We start from the raw sequence: 15,800 nt of genomic DNA on the forward strand, positions 1-15,800 counted from the left end.
GCTGCTGGCCGCCGGACAACTGGTGGGGCCGCCTTTCAGCCATGCTGCGCGGCAGTTCGACAATGTCCATCAGCTCTGCAATCCGGGCATCCCGGTCGGTCTGGTTCCGCGTCAGCCCAAAGCCGATATTCTCTGCGATGCTGAGATGCGGGAACAGGGAGCCGTCCTGCGTCACGACGCCGATCCCGCGCAGATGCGCGGGGACGCCCAACCCGCCATCGACGATGATCTCGTTGCCGATGGTCACGGTGCCCGCGGCGGCCGTCTCGAAGCCCGCGATGATGCGCAGCAGGGTCGTCTTGCCCGATCCCGAGGGGYCGACGATCGCGGTCCGTATGCCGGGCGCGACCGAGAAGCTGATATCGTCGAGGGCAAGCGTCGCGCCGTACTGCTTGCTCAGGCCGGAAACGGTCAGGACGCTCACAGGCCGTTCGCCTTTCGCGACTGCCGGTGCAGCATCACGGCCATCGGGATGGAGAGGATGATCATCAGGACCGCATAGGGCGTCGCCGCGACATAGTCGATCTCGCCGGTCAGCGACCAGAACTCCGTCGCCAGCGTCCGCGTCCCATTGGGCGAGAGCAGGAGCGTGGCGGTCAGCTCCGTGGTGATGCCAAGTCCGACCAGCGCCATCGCCGCGCCAAGCCCAGGCGCGGCCAGGCGCAGCGTGACCTGCAGCACCGCCAGCAAGGGCGGCCGCCCGAGCGCCGAGGCTGCCCATTCGAGCTCGACCGGCACCTGCGCGAGGCTGCCGCGCAGACCGACCAGCGCGCGCGGCAGGAAGATCAGCGCATAGGCGACGAGCAGCATGAACCAGCTCTGGTACAAGGGCAGCGCCACGCGGACCGTGATCGTGACCAGCGCGAGCGCGACGACGATGCCCGGCAGCGAGCCGACATAGACATGGCAGGCTTCGAGCCGCCGTTGCCAGAGCCCCGGCCGCCGCACGCACAGCCAGGCGATCGGGATGGCGGCAGCACTCGTGAGGGCGGCGCCGGCCACGGCATAGAAGACGGTCGTGCCGAAGGCGCCGGCGAGATCGGAGATCCGCCAGGCGTCCGCTCCGCCGAGAACGAGCCAGCGTCCGAGCGTCAGGCTGGGGACGCCGAGCGAGAGCAGTGCATAGGTGAGAAGCAGGCCGAGGCACGGCAGCGTCCAGATTCGGCCGGGCTTCAGCCGGGGAGCCGTACGCGGCGCCCCACTGCCGACGCGAGCCTGACGTTCACGGCCGCGCAATGCTCGGTCGAGCACCAGCAGGCCGAGACAGCACAGCACCAGCACGCCGGCCAGCATGTTGGCTGCGGGACCGTTATAGCTCGACTGGAACTGGTCGATGATCGCCGTTGCGAAGGTGTCGAAGCGGATCATCGCGAACAGCCCGTATTCGGCCAGCAGGTGCAGGCCGATCAGAAGTGCTCCGCCGGAAACCGGGAGGCGCAGCTGCGGCAGCACGACCTGGGTGAAGACCTGGCGGGGCGAGCGTCCGAGGGAGGTCGCAATCTCTTCCAGCGCCGGGTCGAGCCGGCGGAGCTGCGCGACCACGGGCAAATAGATGAAGGGCGTATAGGCCAGTACGGAGATCAGGGTCGCGCCGGGCAGGCCATGGAGGTGGGGGGCAAAGCTCGCCCAGGCATAGCCCTGGACGAAGGCCGGTACCGCCAGGGGCGCGACGGCAAGCCATGACCAGGCGCGTGCCCCGGGGATCGTCGTCCTCTGGGTGAGCCAGGCGAGCAGGATGCCGAGCGCAGCCGCGGCCGGGACGACGCAGAGCTCGAGCAGCAGCGTGTTCAGCAGGAGTTCGCCGACGCGCGCGCGGAAAACCAGCGCGACGACCGTGTCCGCGCCKGTCTGAATGGTGATCGCGATCAGGAACGCGAGCGGTGCCAGGCAGAGCAGGGCGACAAGCGCGGCTGCAACCGTCACGGCCTCGTTCAGGCGCCCGTGCAGCGGCCGCAGGGCTGGGTGTCTCTGCAGCGACGTGCTGACAGCGGGCTCGGATACCGTGCTCATAAGATTCTCGATTTGCACGGGCAGCGATGGCGGCTCGCTGCCCGGCAGAGGGGCTGTCAGAGCAGCCCGGCCTTGGTCATGAGTTCGGTGACCGCCTTGCTGTCAAGCTTGGACGGTTCGACCTTCGGCGCTTCGAGTTGCGGCAGGGGCACGAGCTTGGGGTTGGATTCCGCGCCCTTGGCGACGGCATACTCGAAGGAATCCCCGGTCCTCAGGATGTCCTGGCCACCCTTGCCGGCGACCCATTTCACGAAGGCCTCGGCCTCCGGCTTGTGCTTGCTCGAGGCCAGCACACCGGCGCCGGAGACGCTGACGAAGGCGCCTGGATCCTGGTGCCGGAAATAATGCAGCGCGACATTGCCGCTGTTCTCGGCGGTCTTCGCCTGATCGCCGAAGAAGTAATAGTGGTAGATCACGGCGCCTTCGACTTCGCCCGTATTCACCGCCTTCATCGCGACGCTGTTGCCGCGATAGGGCTTGGAGCCCGCCTTCATCGCCTTGAGCCAGGTCGCGGTCTCCGCCTCGCCCTTGAGGACGAGCATCGCACCCACGATTGCCTGGAAATCGGCGCCGGACGGCGAGGCGCCCCAGCGATCCTTCCAGGCCGGTGAGGCCAGATCCATGATCGACTTCGGCAGCTTGTCCTCGCTCAGCTTCGTCTTGTCATAGGCGAAGACGGTCGAGCGGGCCGCAACGCCGAGCCATTTTCCATTGGCCGGACGCAGCGCGTCGGGGACGAGGTCGAGCGTGGCGGGCGAGAGCGGGGCGAACAGGCCGGCATTGTCGACCAGCACCATCGCGGGCGAGTTCTCGGTGATGAAGACATCGGCCGGGGAGGCCGCGCCTTCCTGGACGATCTGGTTGCCGAGCTCGGTATCGCTGCCCTTGCGGAGCGTCACCTTGATCCCGGTTTCCTTGGTGAAGGCGTCCGACCAGGCGCGCGTCAGGCTCTCATGCTGGGCGTTGTAGACGACGATTCCCTCGGGGCTGGGGGCCGGCGCCGCCTGGGCGAGCGCAAAGCTCGAAACCCCGGACGAGAGGATGCCCGCCATCAGGGCGGACGCCAGATGTCGGAAGGAGAAAGCCATGGCGTGTCTCTGGGTTGAAATCTTTCGGCGCGACAGTTGATGTCGTGCGAATACGTATTGGCATCAAAAATATCGCTGTCAACGAAGATGACAGTTATTAGAATCCATCTAAACTGAGGTTTGGAAAGGTAAGGTAATTTGCCGACAGCTTACTCTCTGTATTAACCACTGTTTGCTGTGCGTGATGTCGTAAGGTTGTCTTACAGAAGACGGTACTTCACGAATCCGTCACCACCATCGCCAGCCGGTCGCGCCTTCAAATCAGCTGGCAGTTTTCCTGCCGCGGCTGGCGAAGTCAGGAAGGTGACGTTCACGCCGGCCGGAAGTGCTACTAGCGACCAGTTGCCATCGGCCTTGGGTTCGATCGTTTTCTTCTCGATGATGTAGCGTATGATCACGTCGCGGTTGAGATCGGGCGCCTCCAGCACCACGGTCGTCCTGGTGCCGGGAAAGTTCCCGCCGCCCGAGGCGCGGTAGTTATTGGTCGCGATGATGAACTYGGCCTGGTCGTCGATCGGCTTGCMGGCATAGGCGAGGTCGACGATGCGGCGAGCGTCGCGCGCGACAAGCGCGCCATTGCCGTCATAGCGTGAGGGCTGCGTCACATCGATCCGGTAGGTCACGCCGTCGATCACATCGAAATTGAAGGGGGGGAAGCCCGGGTCGATCAGCGGCTGCTCCTCGGTCTTGGCCGGGTCGATGCGGTTGAAGATGCCGGCCGAGCGCTCCAGCCACTCGCGCACCTCGGCGCCGGTGATCTTCACCACCTGCACGGAGTTCGGGTACAGGTAGATATCGGCGACGTTCTTGATCGCGATCGGGCCGGCCGGGATATCCGTGTAGAAGCTCGGCCCCGCGCGGCCGCCGGACTTGAAGGGCGCGGCCGCAGAGAGCACGGGCAGCCCCTTCCACTGCGTCTGCGCCATCAGGCCTTCCACATAGGCCGTCTGTGCCTCGGCCACGATCTGGACCGAGGGATCGTCGGCAACCAGCGCGAAATAGCTGTTGATCGGGCTCGCGGTGGAGCCGACCGGCTCGCGCATATAGATCAGCGTCGCCTCGTGATCGGCCTTCACGGTTGCGAGCACCGATTGTTCGGTGGCGGCCTTCGATACGATCTTGCGGTCCGGCGTGCGCTCGAAGATCGGGCGCGGTTCGACCTTGAAGGCGGCAACCTTCCAGCGCCCGTCGCGCTTTTCCAGTTCGAGATCGATCAGTCCGAGATGCGACCCCCAGAAGCCGGGCTGGCAGGCCGGCTTGCCGTGCAGAGAGCCCAGCTTGTTGTCGACGCCCTCGATGCCGTCAAAGGCCTTGCCGCCGGGGAAGACCAGATGCTGGTGACCGGTCAGGATCACGTCGATGCCGTCGAGCTTGGCGAGATGCAGCGCCGCATTCTCCTCCATGCCCTTGCGAACGCCGCCTGCGATGCCGGAATGACAGAGTGCGACGACCAGATCGGGACCGGCCCTGAGCAGATCGGGCAGGTGCTTGCGGGCCGCATCGACGATGTCCGTCGCCACCAGCTTGCCGTCGAGATTGGCCTTGTCCCATTGCATGATCTGCGGCGGCACGAAGCCGATCACGCCGATCTTGAGCAACTGCTTCTGGCCGGCCTCGTCCTCGAAGCTCTGGTCGAGCATGATCCAGGGGTCGATCAGCGGTGCGCCTTCGGGGCGCGTGACATTGGCGCAGACCAGCGGGAATTCCGCCTTGGCGAGGCCGCTCTCGAGGAACGGCAGGCCGTAATTGAACTCGTGATTGCCGAGCGTGCCGCAGGCATAGGGCAGGGCGTTCATGGCAGCGAGCATCGGGTGCGTCTCGCCGGGCTTCAGCCCCTTCTTGTAGGCGATGAAGTCGCCGAGCGAAGAGCCCTGCAGGAAGTCGCCATTGTCGAACAGGATGCTGTTCCTGGCCTCCGCCTGCGCCAGCTTGATCAGGCTCGCCGTCTTGGCGAGGCCGACCGTGTCGTCGGCGGCGTCACGAAAATAATCGTAGGGCACGACATTGACATGGAGATCGGTGGTCGCCAGCACGCGCAGCTTGAGCTTCGCGGAGCTCTGCGCAGCGAGGCCGGAAGGCAGCGTCGCTGCGGCGGCCATGGCTGCTCCGGCCTTCAGGGTTTCACGGCGGCTGAATTCGGTTGCGCGTAACATCGGACCCAGCCTCTGGTGATCTGTTCTGAACGTCGCGAGGCTAGAGCRTGCTGCGAAAGAGTAGCAACGGTTTTTCGCATAGACCATGCTCTAAACTATTAGAGTCGATGACGTTTCCTGCGTTTGGATGATTTCGTCCAAACGCAGCTTGGGCTAGCATCGTGCCGGGCGCATGCCACGCCAAAGATGAGGGGCGGCTCGCGGTTCTCCCGCCGCGCTTGCCTGGACGCGTCGGCCGATGGCAGGCTTTGCCAGGAGGGCGTCCGCATGATCCTGATCGGCCAGTATGATTCCCCCTTCGTACGGCGCGTCGGCATCGCATTGAGGCTGTACGAACTGCCCTTCGAGCATCGGCCCTGGTCGGTCTTCGGCGATGCCGAGAAGATCCGGCCCTACAACCCGCTGACGCGCGTGCCGACGCTCGTGCTGGATGACGGCCTCGTGCTGGTCGAAAGCCACGGCATCCTCGACTATCTCGACGGTCTCGTCGCCGCCGAACGCCGGCTGTTCCCGGTTACGGAACCGGCCCGGCACCGGGCGGTACGCACGGCCGGGCTGGCGATGGGCTTCGCCGAGAAGGCCGTCAGCCTGTTCTACGAGTTGAAGCTGCATCGGGAGGTGTCGCAGGTCTGGGCCGAGCGCTGCCACGCCCAGATCCTCGCGACGCTGTCCGTGCTGGAGACAGAGCGCAGCCAGCACAGTGCAAGCGGTGCGTTCGCCGGGCGTGTTGGGCACGCCGATATCGCACTCGCAGTGGCCTGGCGATTCCTGATGGAGGCCCATCCCGGGATCGCCTCKCCCGGTGACTACCCGACGCTTGCCGCCGAGGCCGCACGGTTGGAAGCGCTGCCGGTCTTTCAGKCGATCGCGCWGCCCTTCATTCCACCGGCCTGAGCGGCTGCAACATCAGACCGGTTATCGTGTCCAGTCTGATGCTGCAGCGCTTTGTCGTTGCATCGGCTTTTCCGAAAACCGGTATCCACTTTTCAGGCCGATGCCCTACGCAGCGCGGCTGACGCCTTCCATGCGTACCCGGCCATCGGACCCTTCCGTCCATGCCGCGATGCCGCCGTCGGGCAGGCGCCTGGCCTTCACCAGGAAGTCATCGCCTGCGATCAGCGGCGCGACGCCGCGGTAATCCAGCCTGATCGGTTCGCCGCCCGACAGCGTCGCGATGATGTTGAGCAGTAGCGTCGCCTGGATCGGCCCGTGCACGACGAGGCCCTCATAGCCTTCCTCACCCGTCACGTAGGGGTAGTCGTAATGGATGCGATGGCTGTTGAAGGTGATGGCGGAGTAGCGAAACAGGAAGACCGGTGAACTCGCGACCTGCCAGACCAGATCGGCTGGCCGTGGCTCCTCCGGTGCCGGCGCGGGGGAGGCCGGCGCGCCCGGCCTTGCGGCCTCGCGGTAGACGATGTTGTGGCGCTCGCGAAGCGCGACACCGCGCGGGGTGACGAGTTCGTGGTCGACGGCGACGAAGCAGAGCGGCCCCGTGCGACCCTGCTTGTAGGAGATGTCGCCGATCACCGAGCGGCGCGTGACCTCGTCGCCCGTGCGCAGCGGCGCGATGGTCTCGATCGTTCCGCCAGCCCACATCCGGCGCGGCAGCGGCACAGGCGGCAGGAATTCGCCCTTGGCGGCATGGCCGTCAATCCCGATCGCGCCCATCGGGGCGATCGGCGGAGCCAGGCACCAGTGCAGGGCAAGGGGCGCCTCACCCTCGGCATAGGGCGCCAGATGCGGCGCGAAGGTCGCCTCGAAGCTCCGCACCAGGCGCGGCGTGACCAGGTCGGCGGCTTCTTCGGTCCTGCCGGTCCAGCGCTTGAGGGCGTCAAGATCGATGCTCATCTCAGTAGGACCTCGGCATGCCCAACACATGTTCGGCGAGATAGGACAGGATCAGGTTCGTCGAGATCGGCGCGACCTGGTAGAGCCGTGTCTCCCTGAACTTGCGCTCGATGTCGTATTCCTCGGCAAAGCCGAAGCCGCCATGCGTCTGCACGCAGGCATTGGCCGCCTCGAACGACGCGTCGGCCGCCAGCATCTTCGCCATATTGGCTTCGGCCCCGCAATCCTTGCCCTGCTCGTAGAGCCGCACTGCCTCGCGCACCATCAGCTCGGCGGCGCGCATGTTGGCGTAGGCTTTCGCGATCGGGAACTGGACACCCTGGTTCTGGCCGATAGGCCGGCCGAAGACCTGCCGTTCCCTGGCATAGGCCGAGGCTTTCTCGATGAACCACTTCGCATCGCCGACGCATTCGGCGGCGATCAGGATGCGCTCGGCATTCATGCCGGACAGGATGTAGCGAAAGCCCTTGCCCTCCTCACCGATCAGGTTCTCGGCAGGCACGCGGACATTGTCGAAGAACACCTCTGTGGTGGCATGGTTCATCATCGTCCGGATGGGCCGGATAGAGAGGCCGGCTTTCAGCGCCTCTTGCATGTCGAGGATGAAGACCGAGAGCCCCTCGGTGCGCTTGGCGACCTGCTCGCGTGGCGTCGTGCGGGCCAGAAGCAGCATCAGGTCGGACTGCGCGGCCCGGCTCGTCCAGATCTTCTGCCYGTTGACGACATATTGGTCGCCCTCGCGCCGGGCGAAGGTGCGCAGTGAGGTGGTGTCGGTGCCGCTCGTCGGCTCGGTGACGCCAAAGGCCTGTAGCCGCAAGGCGCCGGACGCGATCCTGGGGAGGTAGCTTTGCTTCTGCTCGGCCGAGCCATGCCGGAGCAGCGTGCCCATGATGTACATCTGGGCGTGGCAGGCGCCGCCATTGCATCCCTGTCGCTGGATTTCCTCCATGATCACGGTCGCGGCCGAAAGCGGCAGGCCGGCCCCGCCATATTCCTCCGGGATCAGCGCCGAGAGGAAACCGCTTTCGGTCAGCGCGCTGACGAAATCGGCGGGATAGGCCATCTCGCGGTCGAGCTTGCGCCAGTACTCCCCGGGGAAGTCGGCACAGAGTTTTGCGACGGCGTCGCGGATCTCGGCGTGATCGAGGTCTTGCATGGCTGCTTGTCTCAGGCTGAACGGGCGGCGGCTGTCGCGGCGAACTCGGCCCGCAAGCTGGCTTCATGCTCGCCGAGTTCCGGCACGCGCCGCATCTCCGCCCGTTTGCCATCGACGATGGCGGGAGGCGCCAGGACCTCGATCGGGCCCGCCGGTGTCTCGACCGTCAGCGTCGTTGCGGCCGGGTGGGTGATCAGGTCGCCGACGCTCGATACCGTGCCATAGGCGATCCCGGCTCGGTCGAGCGCGGCGGTGACAGCCGCAAAGGGCCTTGCGATCAGGATCGCCTGGATCGCGGCGTCGAGGGCGGCCCGTTCCCGGACGCGCAGCACATTGCTGGCGAAGCGCGGGTCGTCGGCCAGGGCCTCGTCGCGAAGCACCTCGCGCGCCAGGACCTGCCATTCGCGCTCGCTCTGCACGGCCAGAAGCACGTTGCCATCGGCGAGTTCAAAGACGCCATAGGGTGCGATCGAGGGATGGGCGAGGCCGAGGCGGGGCGGCTCGATCCCGCCATAGCGCCGGGTCAGATAGGGCACGTTCATCAGGTCGGCGATGGTGTCGAACAGCGAGAGCGCGATCTGCGAGCCTTCGCCTGTGCGGGYACGCCGGAGCAGGGCTTCGAGGATTGCGGCATAGGCGGCGTTTCCGGTGGCGATATCGGCGATGGAAACGCCGATCCGCGTCGGCCCGGAGCTTTCATTGCCGGTGATCGAGGACAAGCCAGCTTCCGCCTGGATCAGCAGGTCATAGGCCTTGCGCGTGTAATGCGGCGTGCCTGGCGCATAGCCCGAGACATCGCAGGTGATCAGGCGCGGATGGCGCTTGCGCAGCTCGGCGCTGCCGATGCCGAGGCGGCCGGTCGCGCCAGGCGCGAGATTCTGGATGAAGACATCGGCTTTCGCCAGCATCGCCTCGACCATGGCGAGGTCGTCGGGCTGCTTCAGGTCGACGCGACAGGATTCCTTGCCCCGGTTGATCCAGACGAAATAGGAGGACAGGCCATTGGCGTAGTCGTCATAGCCGCGCGAGAAGTCGCCCTCCGCCCGTTCGAGCTTGATGACGCGCGCGCCGGCATCGGCCAGCCGGCAGGTCGCTACCGGCACGGCGACGGCCTGTTCCAGCGCCACGACCAGGATTCCTTCGAGAGCATTCGTCATCACGTTGAGCCAGTTGGTCTTGTCCTGCGGGCGAAACGGACCTTTCGAGCCACGCAAGTCAAATAGAGTTTTGCGATGGCATCCATAGCGCGGCGAACCGAGCGCGTCCGGCGGACGGACTATAGAAAATCGCTATGGCCTTCATCGCTTTATTCTTCTTGTCGGCCTCTTTCGCCTATGCGCCCCTTTCGGCCCCGGGAGACGCGCCGCCGCAAGAGCGCGCCCCAGTGCAATGAGGGAGATGCACCATGGTGAGGATGAAATGGGCGGCGGCGCTTGCCGCTGCTGCGATGCTGGGCGCGCCGGCGCTGGCGCAGGACAAGCCGAAGGAGCTCGTGGTCGGCATCGCGACCTTCCTCTCCGGCCCGGCCTCCGTCTTCGGTGTGCCGGGCAAGAACGCGGCCGATCTCTTGATCGAGGAGCTCAACGCCAACGGCGGCGTTCTCGGCGTGCCGGTGAAGCCGGTCTATGTCGACGAGGGCGCCGGCACGAACCAGCTGCTCTCGGAATACCGCCGCGTCGTGCAGGAACAGGGCGCGCAGGTGATGTTCGGCGCGATTTCGAGTGGCAGTTGCAATGCGCTCGCTCCCGTTGCGGAGGACCTCAAGGTCGTCAACGTGATGTGGGATTGCGGCACGCAGACCATCTTCGAGGAGGGCAAGTGGAAGTACTCGGTGCGCACGCAGGCTCATGCCGGCGCCGAGATGATGTCGACCCTGCTCTACCTGATGAAGGTCAAGCCGGACTTCAAGACGATTGCGGTGGTCAACCAGGACTATGCCTGGGGGCGCGAATCCTGGGCCCTGTTCCAGGCCGGGCTGAAGGCGCTGAAGCCCGATGTGAAGGTCGCTGCCGAACTCTTCCCGAAATTCGGGGCTCCCGACTTCTCGACCGAGATCACGCGCCTCTCCGCCCTGCGGCCCGATGTCGTGCTCTCGACCTCCTGGGGCGGCGATCTCGACACCTTCGTCCAGCAGGCGGCGGCGCGCGGCCTGCTCAAGCAGTCGACCTTCGTGCTGCCGCTCGCGGAGAGCTCGCTGGAGCGCCTCGGCAATGTCCTGCCCGAGGGCGTGATCATCGGCGGGCGCGGCGACCATTACTGGCTGCACCCCAAGCACAAGAACTCGCCGGAGATGCTGTCCTTCGTGAAGAAGTACAAGGACAAGACCGGTGTCTACCCGATCTATCCGACCTTCCACATGGCGCAGGCCGTGATCGGGCTCGCCAAGGCCTATGAGAAGGCAGGCCAGGCCGCGGGCGCAAAATGGCCGAGCAAGGAGCAGGTGATCGCGGCCTTCGAAGGGCTCGAGTTCAAGAGCCTGACCGGGACGATCTCGATCCGTTCGGACCATCAGGGGCTCGAGGACCAGTTGCTCGGCACCACCAAGCGCGTGCCGGACTATCCCTTCGCCGTCTACGACAAGATGGCGCTCTATCCCGGCAAGCTGGTGACGACGCCGCTCGGCGAGAAGTCGCTGGAATGGTTCGCCAAGGTCAAGCCGGATCTGGTGAGGGATAAGTCGATCGAGACCTTCGACTACGCGAAATGAGGTGGATGGCGGGCTGTCCCGGTTCAAGCCGGATCAGCCCGTTCACCCCTTCCAAACTGCTGCCGTCACTCCGGGCGGGCCGGAACCATCGTCGATCACTGACCCCGCGATGGATGCCGGCCTTGGCGCTTCGCCGCAGCCGGGATGACGCTTCAACCCTGTGGCGCAAGGACGAAAAGCCAGTTCATGCCTCCTGAAATGCTCCTTCTCGCGGCGCTCGACGGCCTCGCCTATGGCTCGCTGATCTTCCTGGTCGCGGTCGGGCTGTCGCTGATCTTCGGCGTGCTCGGCGTGCTCAACGTGGCACATGGCAGCTTCTACGCGATCGGCGCCTATGTCGCGGCCGCCGGCGTGCTGGCGATGACAGGCAGGGGCTTGCCGGTCTGGCTGGCCTTTCCCTTCTTCATCGTCGCAGCCGTGCTGGTTGGCGTCGTCGTCGGCGGGCTGGTCGAGACCCTGCTGCTGCGGCGGATCTACGGCAAGGAGGAGGTGCTGCAGCTCCTCGTCACCTTCGCCGTCTTCATGATCCTCGAGGATGCGCAGAAGGTCGTCTTCGGGGTGCAGCCCTATTTCGCCAATGCGCCGATGAACTGGCTCGGCACCATTGAGGTCTTTGGCATCTTCTACACCCAGTACCAGCTCATCCTGATCCCGGTCGTGGCGCTTCTCGTGCTGGTGGGCTTGCGCCTCTTCCTGCGCCGCACCGCCTTCGGCCGTGCCATCGTGGCCGTGACGCAGGATCGCGAAGCGGCAACCGCGATGGGGATCGACGCGACGCGGGTCTACCTGATCACCTTCATCATCGGGGCCTCGCTTGCCGCGCTTGGCGGCGCGCTCTCCTCGGCCACGACCTCGCTCACCCCCGGCATCGGCTCGGGCATGATCGTGCTCTCCTTCGCGGTCGCGGCCACCGCCGGGCTCGGCCGCATCGAGGGCGCGGCGGTCGCGGCCCTGCTGATCGGGCTCGGCCGCTCGGTCGCCGTCTATTTCGCGCCAGAATTCGACGTGCTGATCCCCTATCTGATCATGGTCGCGGTGCTGCTGATCAAGCCCGAGGGCCTGTTCACCACCGTACAGACGAGGAAGGTGTGATGGCCCGCCAGCTCATCATCGGCGCGGGCCTGCTCGCTGCGCTCATCATCTTCCCGCTGCTCTCGCCCTGGTCGACGGTCATCCTGACCGTCGCGCTGTGCGAGGGGTTGGCGGCGCTCGGCATCCTCGTGCTGCTGCGGGCCGGGCAGGTCTCCTTCGGCCATGGGCTCTATTTCGCCTTCAGCGCCTATGTCGTGGCCTTCATGGCGGCGGCCCGCTTCGGCCATGAGGTGCTGATCCTCGTGCCGGTCGCAACCGCGGCCTCCGGGCTGCTTGCGGCCCTGGTCGGGCTCTTCGTCGTGCGCTACCGGGCGATCTTCTTCGGCATGCTGAACCTTGCCATCTCGATGGTGTTCTTCTCGCTGCTGGAGAAGCTGTTCTCGATCACGGGCGGTGCCGACGGCAAGCGCGTCCCGCGCCCCACGCTCGCCGGCATCAGCCTCGAGCGCGCCGAGTTCGAGCTCTGGATCTTCTACATCACGCTGGGCCTGGCGGTTCTCGCAGCGCTCGGCGTCGCGCGCTATCTCCTTTCGCCCGGCGGCAAGGCGTTGGAGGCGATCAAGTCGAACGAGACGCGGCTCGAATATCTCGGCGTCTCCAGCCGCAAGGTGCTCTTCGGCGCCTATGTGCTGTCGGGCCTGCTGGCCGGCCTCGGCGGGGCGGTCATCGCGCTCGTCTCCGGCCATGTCACGCCGGAACTGGCCTATTGGGTCCGTTCGGGCGAGTTCGTCTTCATCGCCATCCTGGGCGGGGTAGGCGGCGTCGTCGGCCCCTTCCTMGGGGCGTTGATGTTCCAGATCATCCGGGGCTATGCGGCGGTCTACGCGCCCGAGACCTGGCATGCGGTGCTCGGCGTGATGCTTCTCGTCATCATCTTCTTCGCGCCGAACGGGCTCTATGGCCTGATGACGGGCCGCAAGCCGGCGGGGACGGGCCAATGAGCGCACTCATCCTCGAAGCCCGGGACCTCGAGCTGCGCTTCGGCGGCGTGCAGGCCGCGAATGGCGCGAGCCTCAAGGTCCACGCCAATGAACGCATCGCGATCATCGGACCCAACGGCGCCGGCAAGACCACCTTCATCAATCTCTGCACCGGCTATCTCAAGCCGCAGGCGGGGTGGGTGTTCTTCGCGGGAAGCGACATCACGGCGCTCTCGCCGCGCGCCATCACCCGGCTCGGCGTCGGTCGTTCCTTCCAGATCCCGCAGCTCTTCCTCGAGAACACGGTGATCGAGAACCTCTTGCTGGCGCTCAGCGCCCGGGAGGGGACATGGTCGCCCTTCCTCAGGCTCGACCGTCATCCGAAGACCGAGGAGATGTGGGCGCTGCTCGACATCGTCGGGTTGAAGGAGGCCGGCCGCCGCATCGTGCGCGAGCTGCCGGAGGGCATGCGCAAGCTCATCGACATCGCGGTCGCGCTCGCGCTCGAACCGAAGCTGATCTTCATGGACGAGCCGACCAGCGGCGTCTCCAGCCACGAGAAGTTCCAGGTGATGGATACGCTCACCCGCGCGCTCGATGCCCGCGCCACCACCGCCATCTTCGTCGAGCACGACATGGATGTGGTCGCGCGCTACGCCAGCCGCGTCGCCGTCTGGGCCGGCGGGCGCATTGCCCATGAGGGCACGCCCGACGAGATCCTGAACCATCCCGAGGTCCGCGAGACCGTCATCGGCGTGGGAGTCTGATCATGCTGGAGATCAAGGGCCTGACTGCCGAGATCGAGGGCGTGCAGGTGCTGCGCAAGGTCGATCTGTCCCTGGCCGAGGGCGCGACGGTGGCGCTGATCGGCCGCAATGGCGCGGGCAAGACCAGCCTGCTGCGTGCCATCATGGGCTTCTTGAAGGTGACTGCCGGGGAGATCTCCTTCGACGGCAGGCCGTTGCTGCAGGTCAAGCCGCATGAGCGCCCGCGCCTTGGCATCGGCTACGCCCCGGAAGACCGCCGCCTGTTCTCGACATTCACCATCCAGGAGAATATCCGCCTGCCGGCCGAGGTGATGAGGGTGCGCGAGGCCGAGATCGCCAGGCGCCTGGAAGGCGTCTACCAGGTGCTGCCGGAACTCGCCGATCTGCGCCACCGGCCGGCCGCCGGCCTCTCCGGCGGGCAGGGCAAGATGGCTGCGCTGGCGCGCGCACTGATGGTCGGCACGCGCATCATTCTGCTGGATGAGCCGTTCCAGGGGCTCGCCCCCGTGCTCGCCAATCGTTATGCGGCTGCCTTGCGCGCCCTGCGCGACAGCCATCCCGACATCGCCTTGCTCATCACCGAATCCAATCCCAGCCTGCTCCGGACCTTCGCCGAGCGCAGCTATGCGATCGAGCGCGGCGAGGTGACCGAGATTGCCGGCGGTCTGGCGGCGAGTTCGCTGGAAGCCGCAGGCCTGCATTGACTTCGGAAGGACACCCTATGACGCAGCATTTCATCAATGGCCGCCATGTCGACGGCCGGACCGGCGAAACCATGGCGGTCCTTGCGCCCGCGACCGGCGAGGAATTCACCCGCATCGCCTGCGGCACGGCCGAGGATATCGACGATGCGGTGAAGGCGGCTCAAGCCGCCTATGAGGGCGCCTGGGGCAAGCTGACGGCCGCAGAGCGGGGCCGGCTGATTGCGAAGCTTGCGCTCAAGGTGCAGGAACATTTCGACGAACTGGCCAGGATCGAGGCGCAGGATACCGGCAAGCCGATGGCGCAGGCCAGGGCCGATATCGAGGCGACGGCGCGCTATTTCGAATTCTATGGCGGCGCGGCGGACAAGGTGCATGGCCATGTCATCCCCTTCATGAACGGCTACAGCGTCAGCGTCGTGCACGAGCCGCACGGCGTCACCGGCCATATCCTGCCCTGGAACTATCCGGCGCAGATGTTCGGCCGCTCGCTGACGGCGTCGCTCGCCATGGGCAATGCGGTGGTGCTCAAACCCGCGGAGGAGGCCTGCCAGACGGCGCTCAGGCTGGCCGTCCTGGCTTCCGAAGTCGGCTTTCCCGATGGCGCGATCAATATCGTCACCGGGCGCGGCCATGAGGCGGGCGCTGCGCTCTCGGCCCATCCCGGCATCGGCTTCATGTCGTTCACCGGCTCGCCCGAGGTCGGCAAGATGGTGCAGAAGGCCTGCGCCGAGAACCTGATCGGCTGCACGCTGGAACTCGGCGGCAAATCCCCGCAGATCGTCTTCGACGATGCCGATTTCGACGCGGCGGTTCCGATCGTCTGCAAGGCCATCGTGCAGAATACCGGGCAGACCTGCTCCGCCGGCAGCCGCGTGCTGGTCCAGAAAAACGTCTATGACGCCTTCGTCGGCGCCGTCGCCAGGCAGTTCTCCACGCTGCGGGCCGGAACGCCGGAGATGGATCTCGATTGCGGGCCGGTGATCAACGCCAGGCAGCAKGGCCGGGTGCAGAGCTTCATTGACCAGGCCCGCGAGCAGGGCATCCCGGTCCTCGCCGAAGGGCAGATCGCGCAGGGCGTGCCGAATGGCGGCTTCTACGTCACGCCGACCMTGTTCGGCCCGGTGCCCCGGGGCAACCGGCTGGAGCAGGAGGAGGTCTTCGGGCCGGTGCTCTCGGCGTTCCCGTTCGAGGACGAGAGCGACGCCATCCGGCTTGCCAATTCGACCGCCTATGGACTCGTGGCCGGCATCTGGACCGGCAATGGCGGGCGTCAGCAGCGCGTGGCGAAGGGCGTCCGCGCCGGCCAGGTCTTCATCAATGGCTATGGCGCCGGCGGCGGCATCGAGCTGCCC

General features: G+C 66.1%; 14 protein-coding genes. 7 read left to right on the top strand and 7 right to left on the bottom strand.

Annotated elements, in window-relative coordinates; translation table 11 throughout:
• From AC1DJT_RS22380 to AC1DJT_RS22395, 4 genes are all read right to left on the bottom strand, one after another.
• On the bottom strand, positions 1–424 hold a 424-nt coding region (locus AC1DJT_RS22380; protein WP_476834888.1), incomplete at its 3' end, for an ATP-binding cassette domain-containing protein.
• Positions 421–2,010, bottom strand: a complete 1,590-nt coding sequence (locus AC1DJT_RS22385) for an ABC transporter permease (protein ID WP_441504809.1) — start codon at positions 2,008–2,010, stop codon at positions 421–423. The genes AC1DJT_RS22380 and AC1DJT_RS22385, both read right to left, overlap by 4 nt.
• A 56-nt stretch (positions 2,011–2,066) precedes the next feature.
• On the bottom strand, positions 2,067–3,098 hold the full coding sequence (locus AC1DJT_RS22390; RefSeq protein WP_441504808.1) for an iron ABC transporter substrate-binding protein: 1,032 nt from the start codon (positions 3,096–3,098) through the stop codon (positions 2,067–2,069).
• Positions 3,099–3,298: 200 nt separating this feature from the next.
• Positions 3,299–5,260, bottom strand: coding sequence for a bifunctional 2',3'-cyclic-nucleotide 2'-phosphodiesterase/3'-nucleotidase (locus AC1DJT_RS22395; RefSeq protein ID WP_476834893.1), 1,962 nt, complete (start codon positions 5,258–5,260; stop codon positions 3,299–3,301).
• Between the two features lie 258 nt (positions 5,261–5,518).
• On the opposite strand from AC1DJT_RS22395, the gene AC1DJT_RS22400 reads away from it, so the two are divergent.
• The gene (locus AC1DJT_RS22400) at positions 5,519–6,145 is read left to right on the top strand and encodes a glutathione S-transferase family protein (RefSeq protein WP_476834889.1); all 627 of its coding nucleotides are present in this window, start codon (positions 5,519–5,521) and stop codon (positions 6,143–6,145) included.
• A 105-nt stretch (positions 6,146–6,250) separates the two neighbouring features.
• On the opposite strand, the gene AC1DJT_RS22405 is transcribed toward AC1DJT_RS22400, so the two are convergent.
• From AC1DJT_RS22405 to AC1DJT_RS22415, 3 genes are read right to left on the bottom strand one after another with little or no spacing between them, the layout of a single operon-like run.
• Complete coding sequence (locus AC1DJT_RS22405; RefSeq protein WP_441504806.1) at positions 6,251–7,102, bottom strand: HTD2 family dehydratase; 852 nt, start codon at positions 7,100–7,102, stop codon at positions 6,251–6,253.
• A gap of 1 nt (position 7,103) precedes the next feature.
• On the bottom strand, positions 7,104–8,258 hold the full coding sequence (locus AC1DJT_RS22410) for an acyl-CoA dehydrogenase family protein (protein ID WP_476834890.1): 1,155 nt from the start codon (positions 8,256–8,258) through the stop codon (positions 7,104–7,106).
• 11 nt (positions 8,259–8,269) lie between these two features.
• Positions 8,270–9,415, bottom strand: coding sequence for a CaiB/BaiF CoA transferase family protein (locus AC1DJT_RS22415; RefSeq protein WP_476834891.1), 1,146 nt, complete (start codon positions 9,413–9,415; stop codon positions 8,270–8,272).
• Positions 9,416–9,663: 248 nt separating this feature from the next.
• Here AC1DJT_RS22415 and AC1DJT_RS22420 point away from each other — a divergent pair, with 248 nt between their 5' ends.
• The 6 genes from AC1DJT_RS22420 to AC1DJT_RS22445 form a co-directional block, all read left to right on the top strand.
• Positions 9,664–10,965, top strand: coding sequence for an ABC transporter substrate-binding protein (locus AC1DJT_RS22420; RefSeq protein ID WP_441504803.1), 1,302 nt, complete (start codon positions 9,664–9,666; stop codon positions 10,963–10,965).
• Positions 10,966–11,151: 186 nt separating this feature from the next.
• Positions 11,152–12,057: a branched-chain amino acid ABC transporter permease gene (locus tag AC1DJT_RS22425; protein WP_441504802.1), complete on the top strand. Its 906-nt coding sequence runs from the start codon at positions 11,152–11,154 to the stop codon at positions 12,055–12,057.
• Positions 12,057–12,998, top strand: coding sequence for a branched-chain amino acid ABC transporter permease (locus tag AC1DJT_RS22430; protein WP_113510798.1), 942 nt, complete (start codon positions 12,057–12,059; stop codon positions 12,996–12,998). The genes AC1DJT_RS22425 and AC1DJT_RS22430 overlap by 1 nt, the downstream gene beginning before the upstream one ends.
• A complete protein-coding gene (locus AC1DJT_RS22435) occupies positions 12,995–13,744 on the top strand; it encodes an ABC transporter ATP-binding protein (RefSeq protein WP_441488765.1) in 750 nt (249 codons plus the stop codon). Before AC1DJT_RS22430 ends, AC1DJT_RS22435 begins: the two co-directional genes overlap by 4 nt.
• A gap of 2 nt (positions 13,745–13,746) precedes the next feature.
• A complete protein-coding gene (locus tag AC1DJT_RS22440; protein ID WP_441504800.1) occupies positions 13,747–14,448 on the top strand; it encodes an ABC transporter ATP-binding protein in 702 nt (233 codons plus the stop codon).
• 17 nt (positions 14,449–14,465) lie between these two features.
• Positions 14,466–15,800: aldehyde dehydrogenase family protein (locus AC1DJT_RS22445; RefSeq protein WP_476834892.1), on the top strand; the 1,335-nt coding region annotated here is incomplete at its 3' end.

Source organism: Allobosea sp. 05T422_2 (assembly GCF_056396265.1).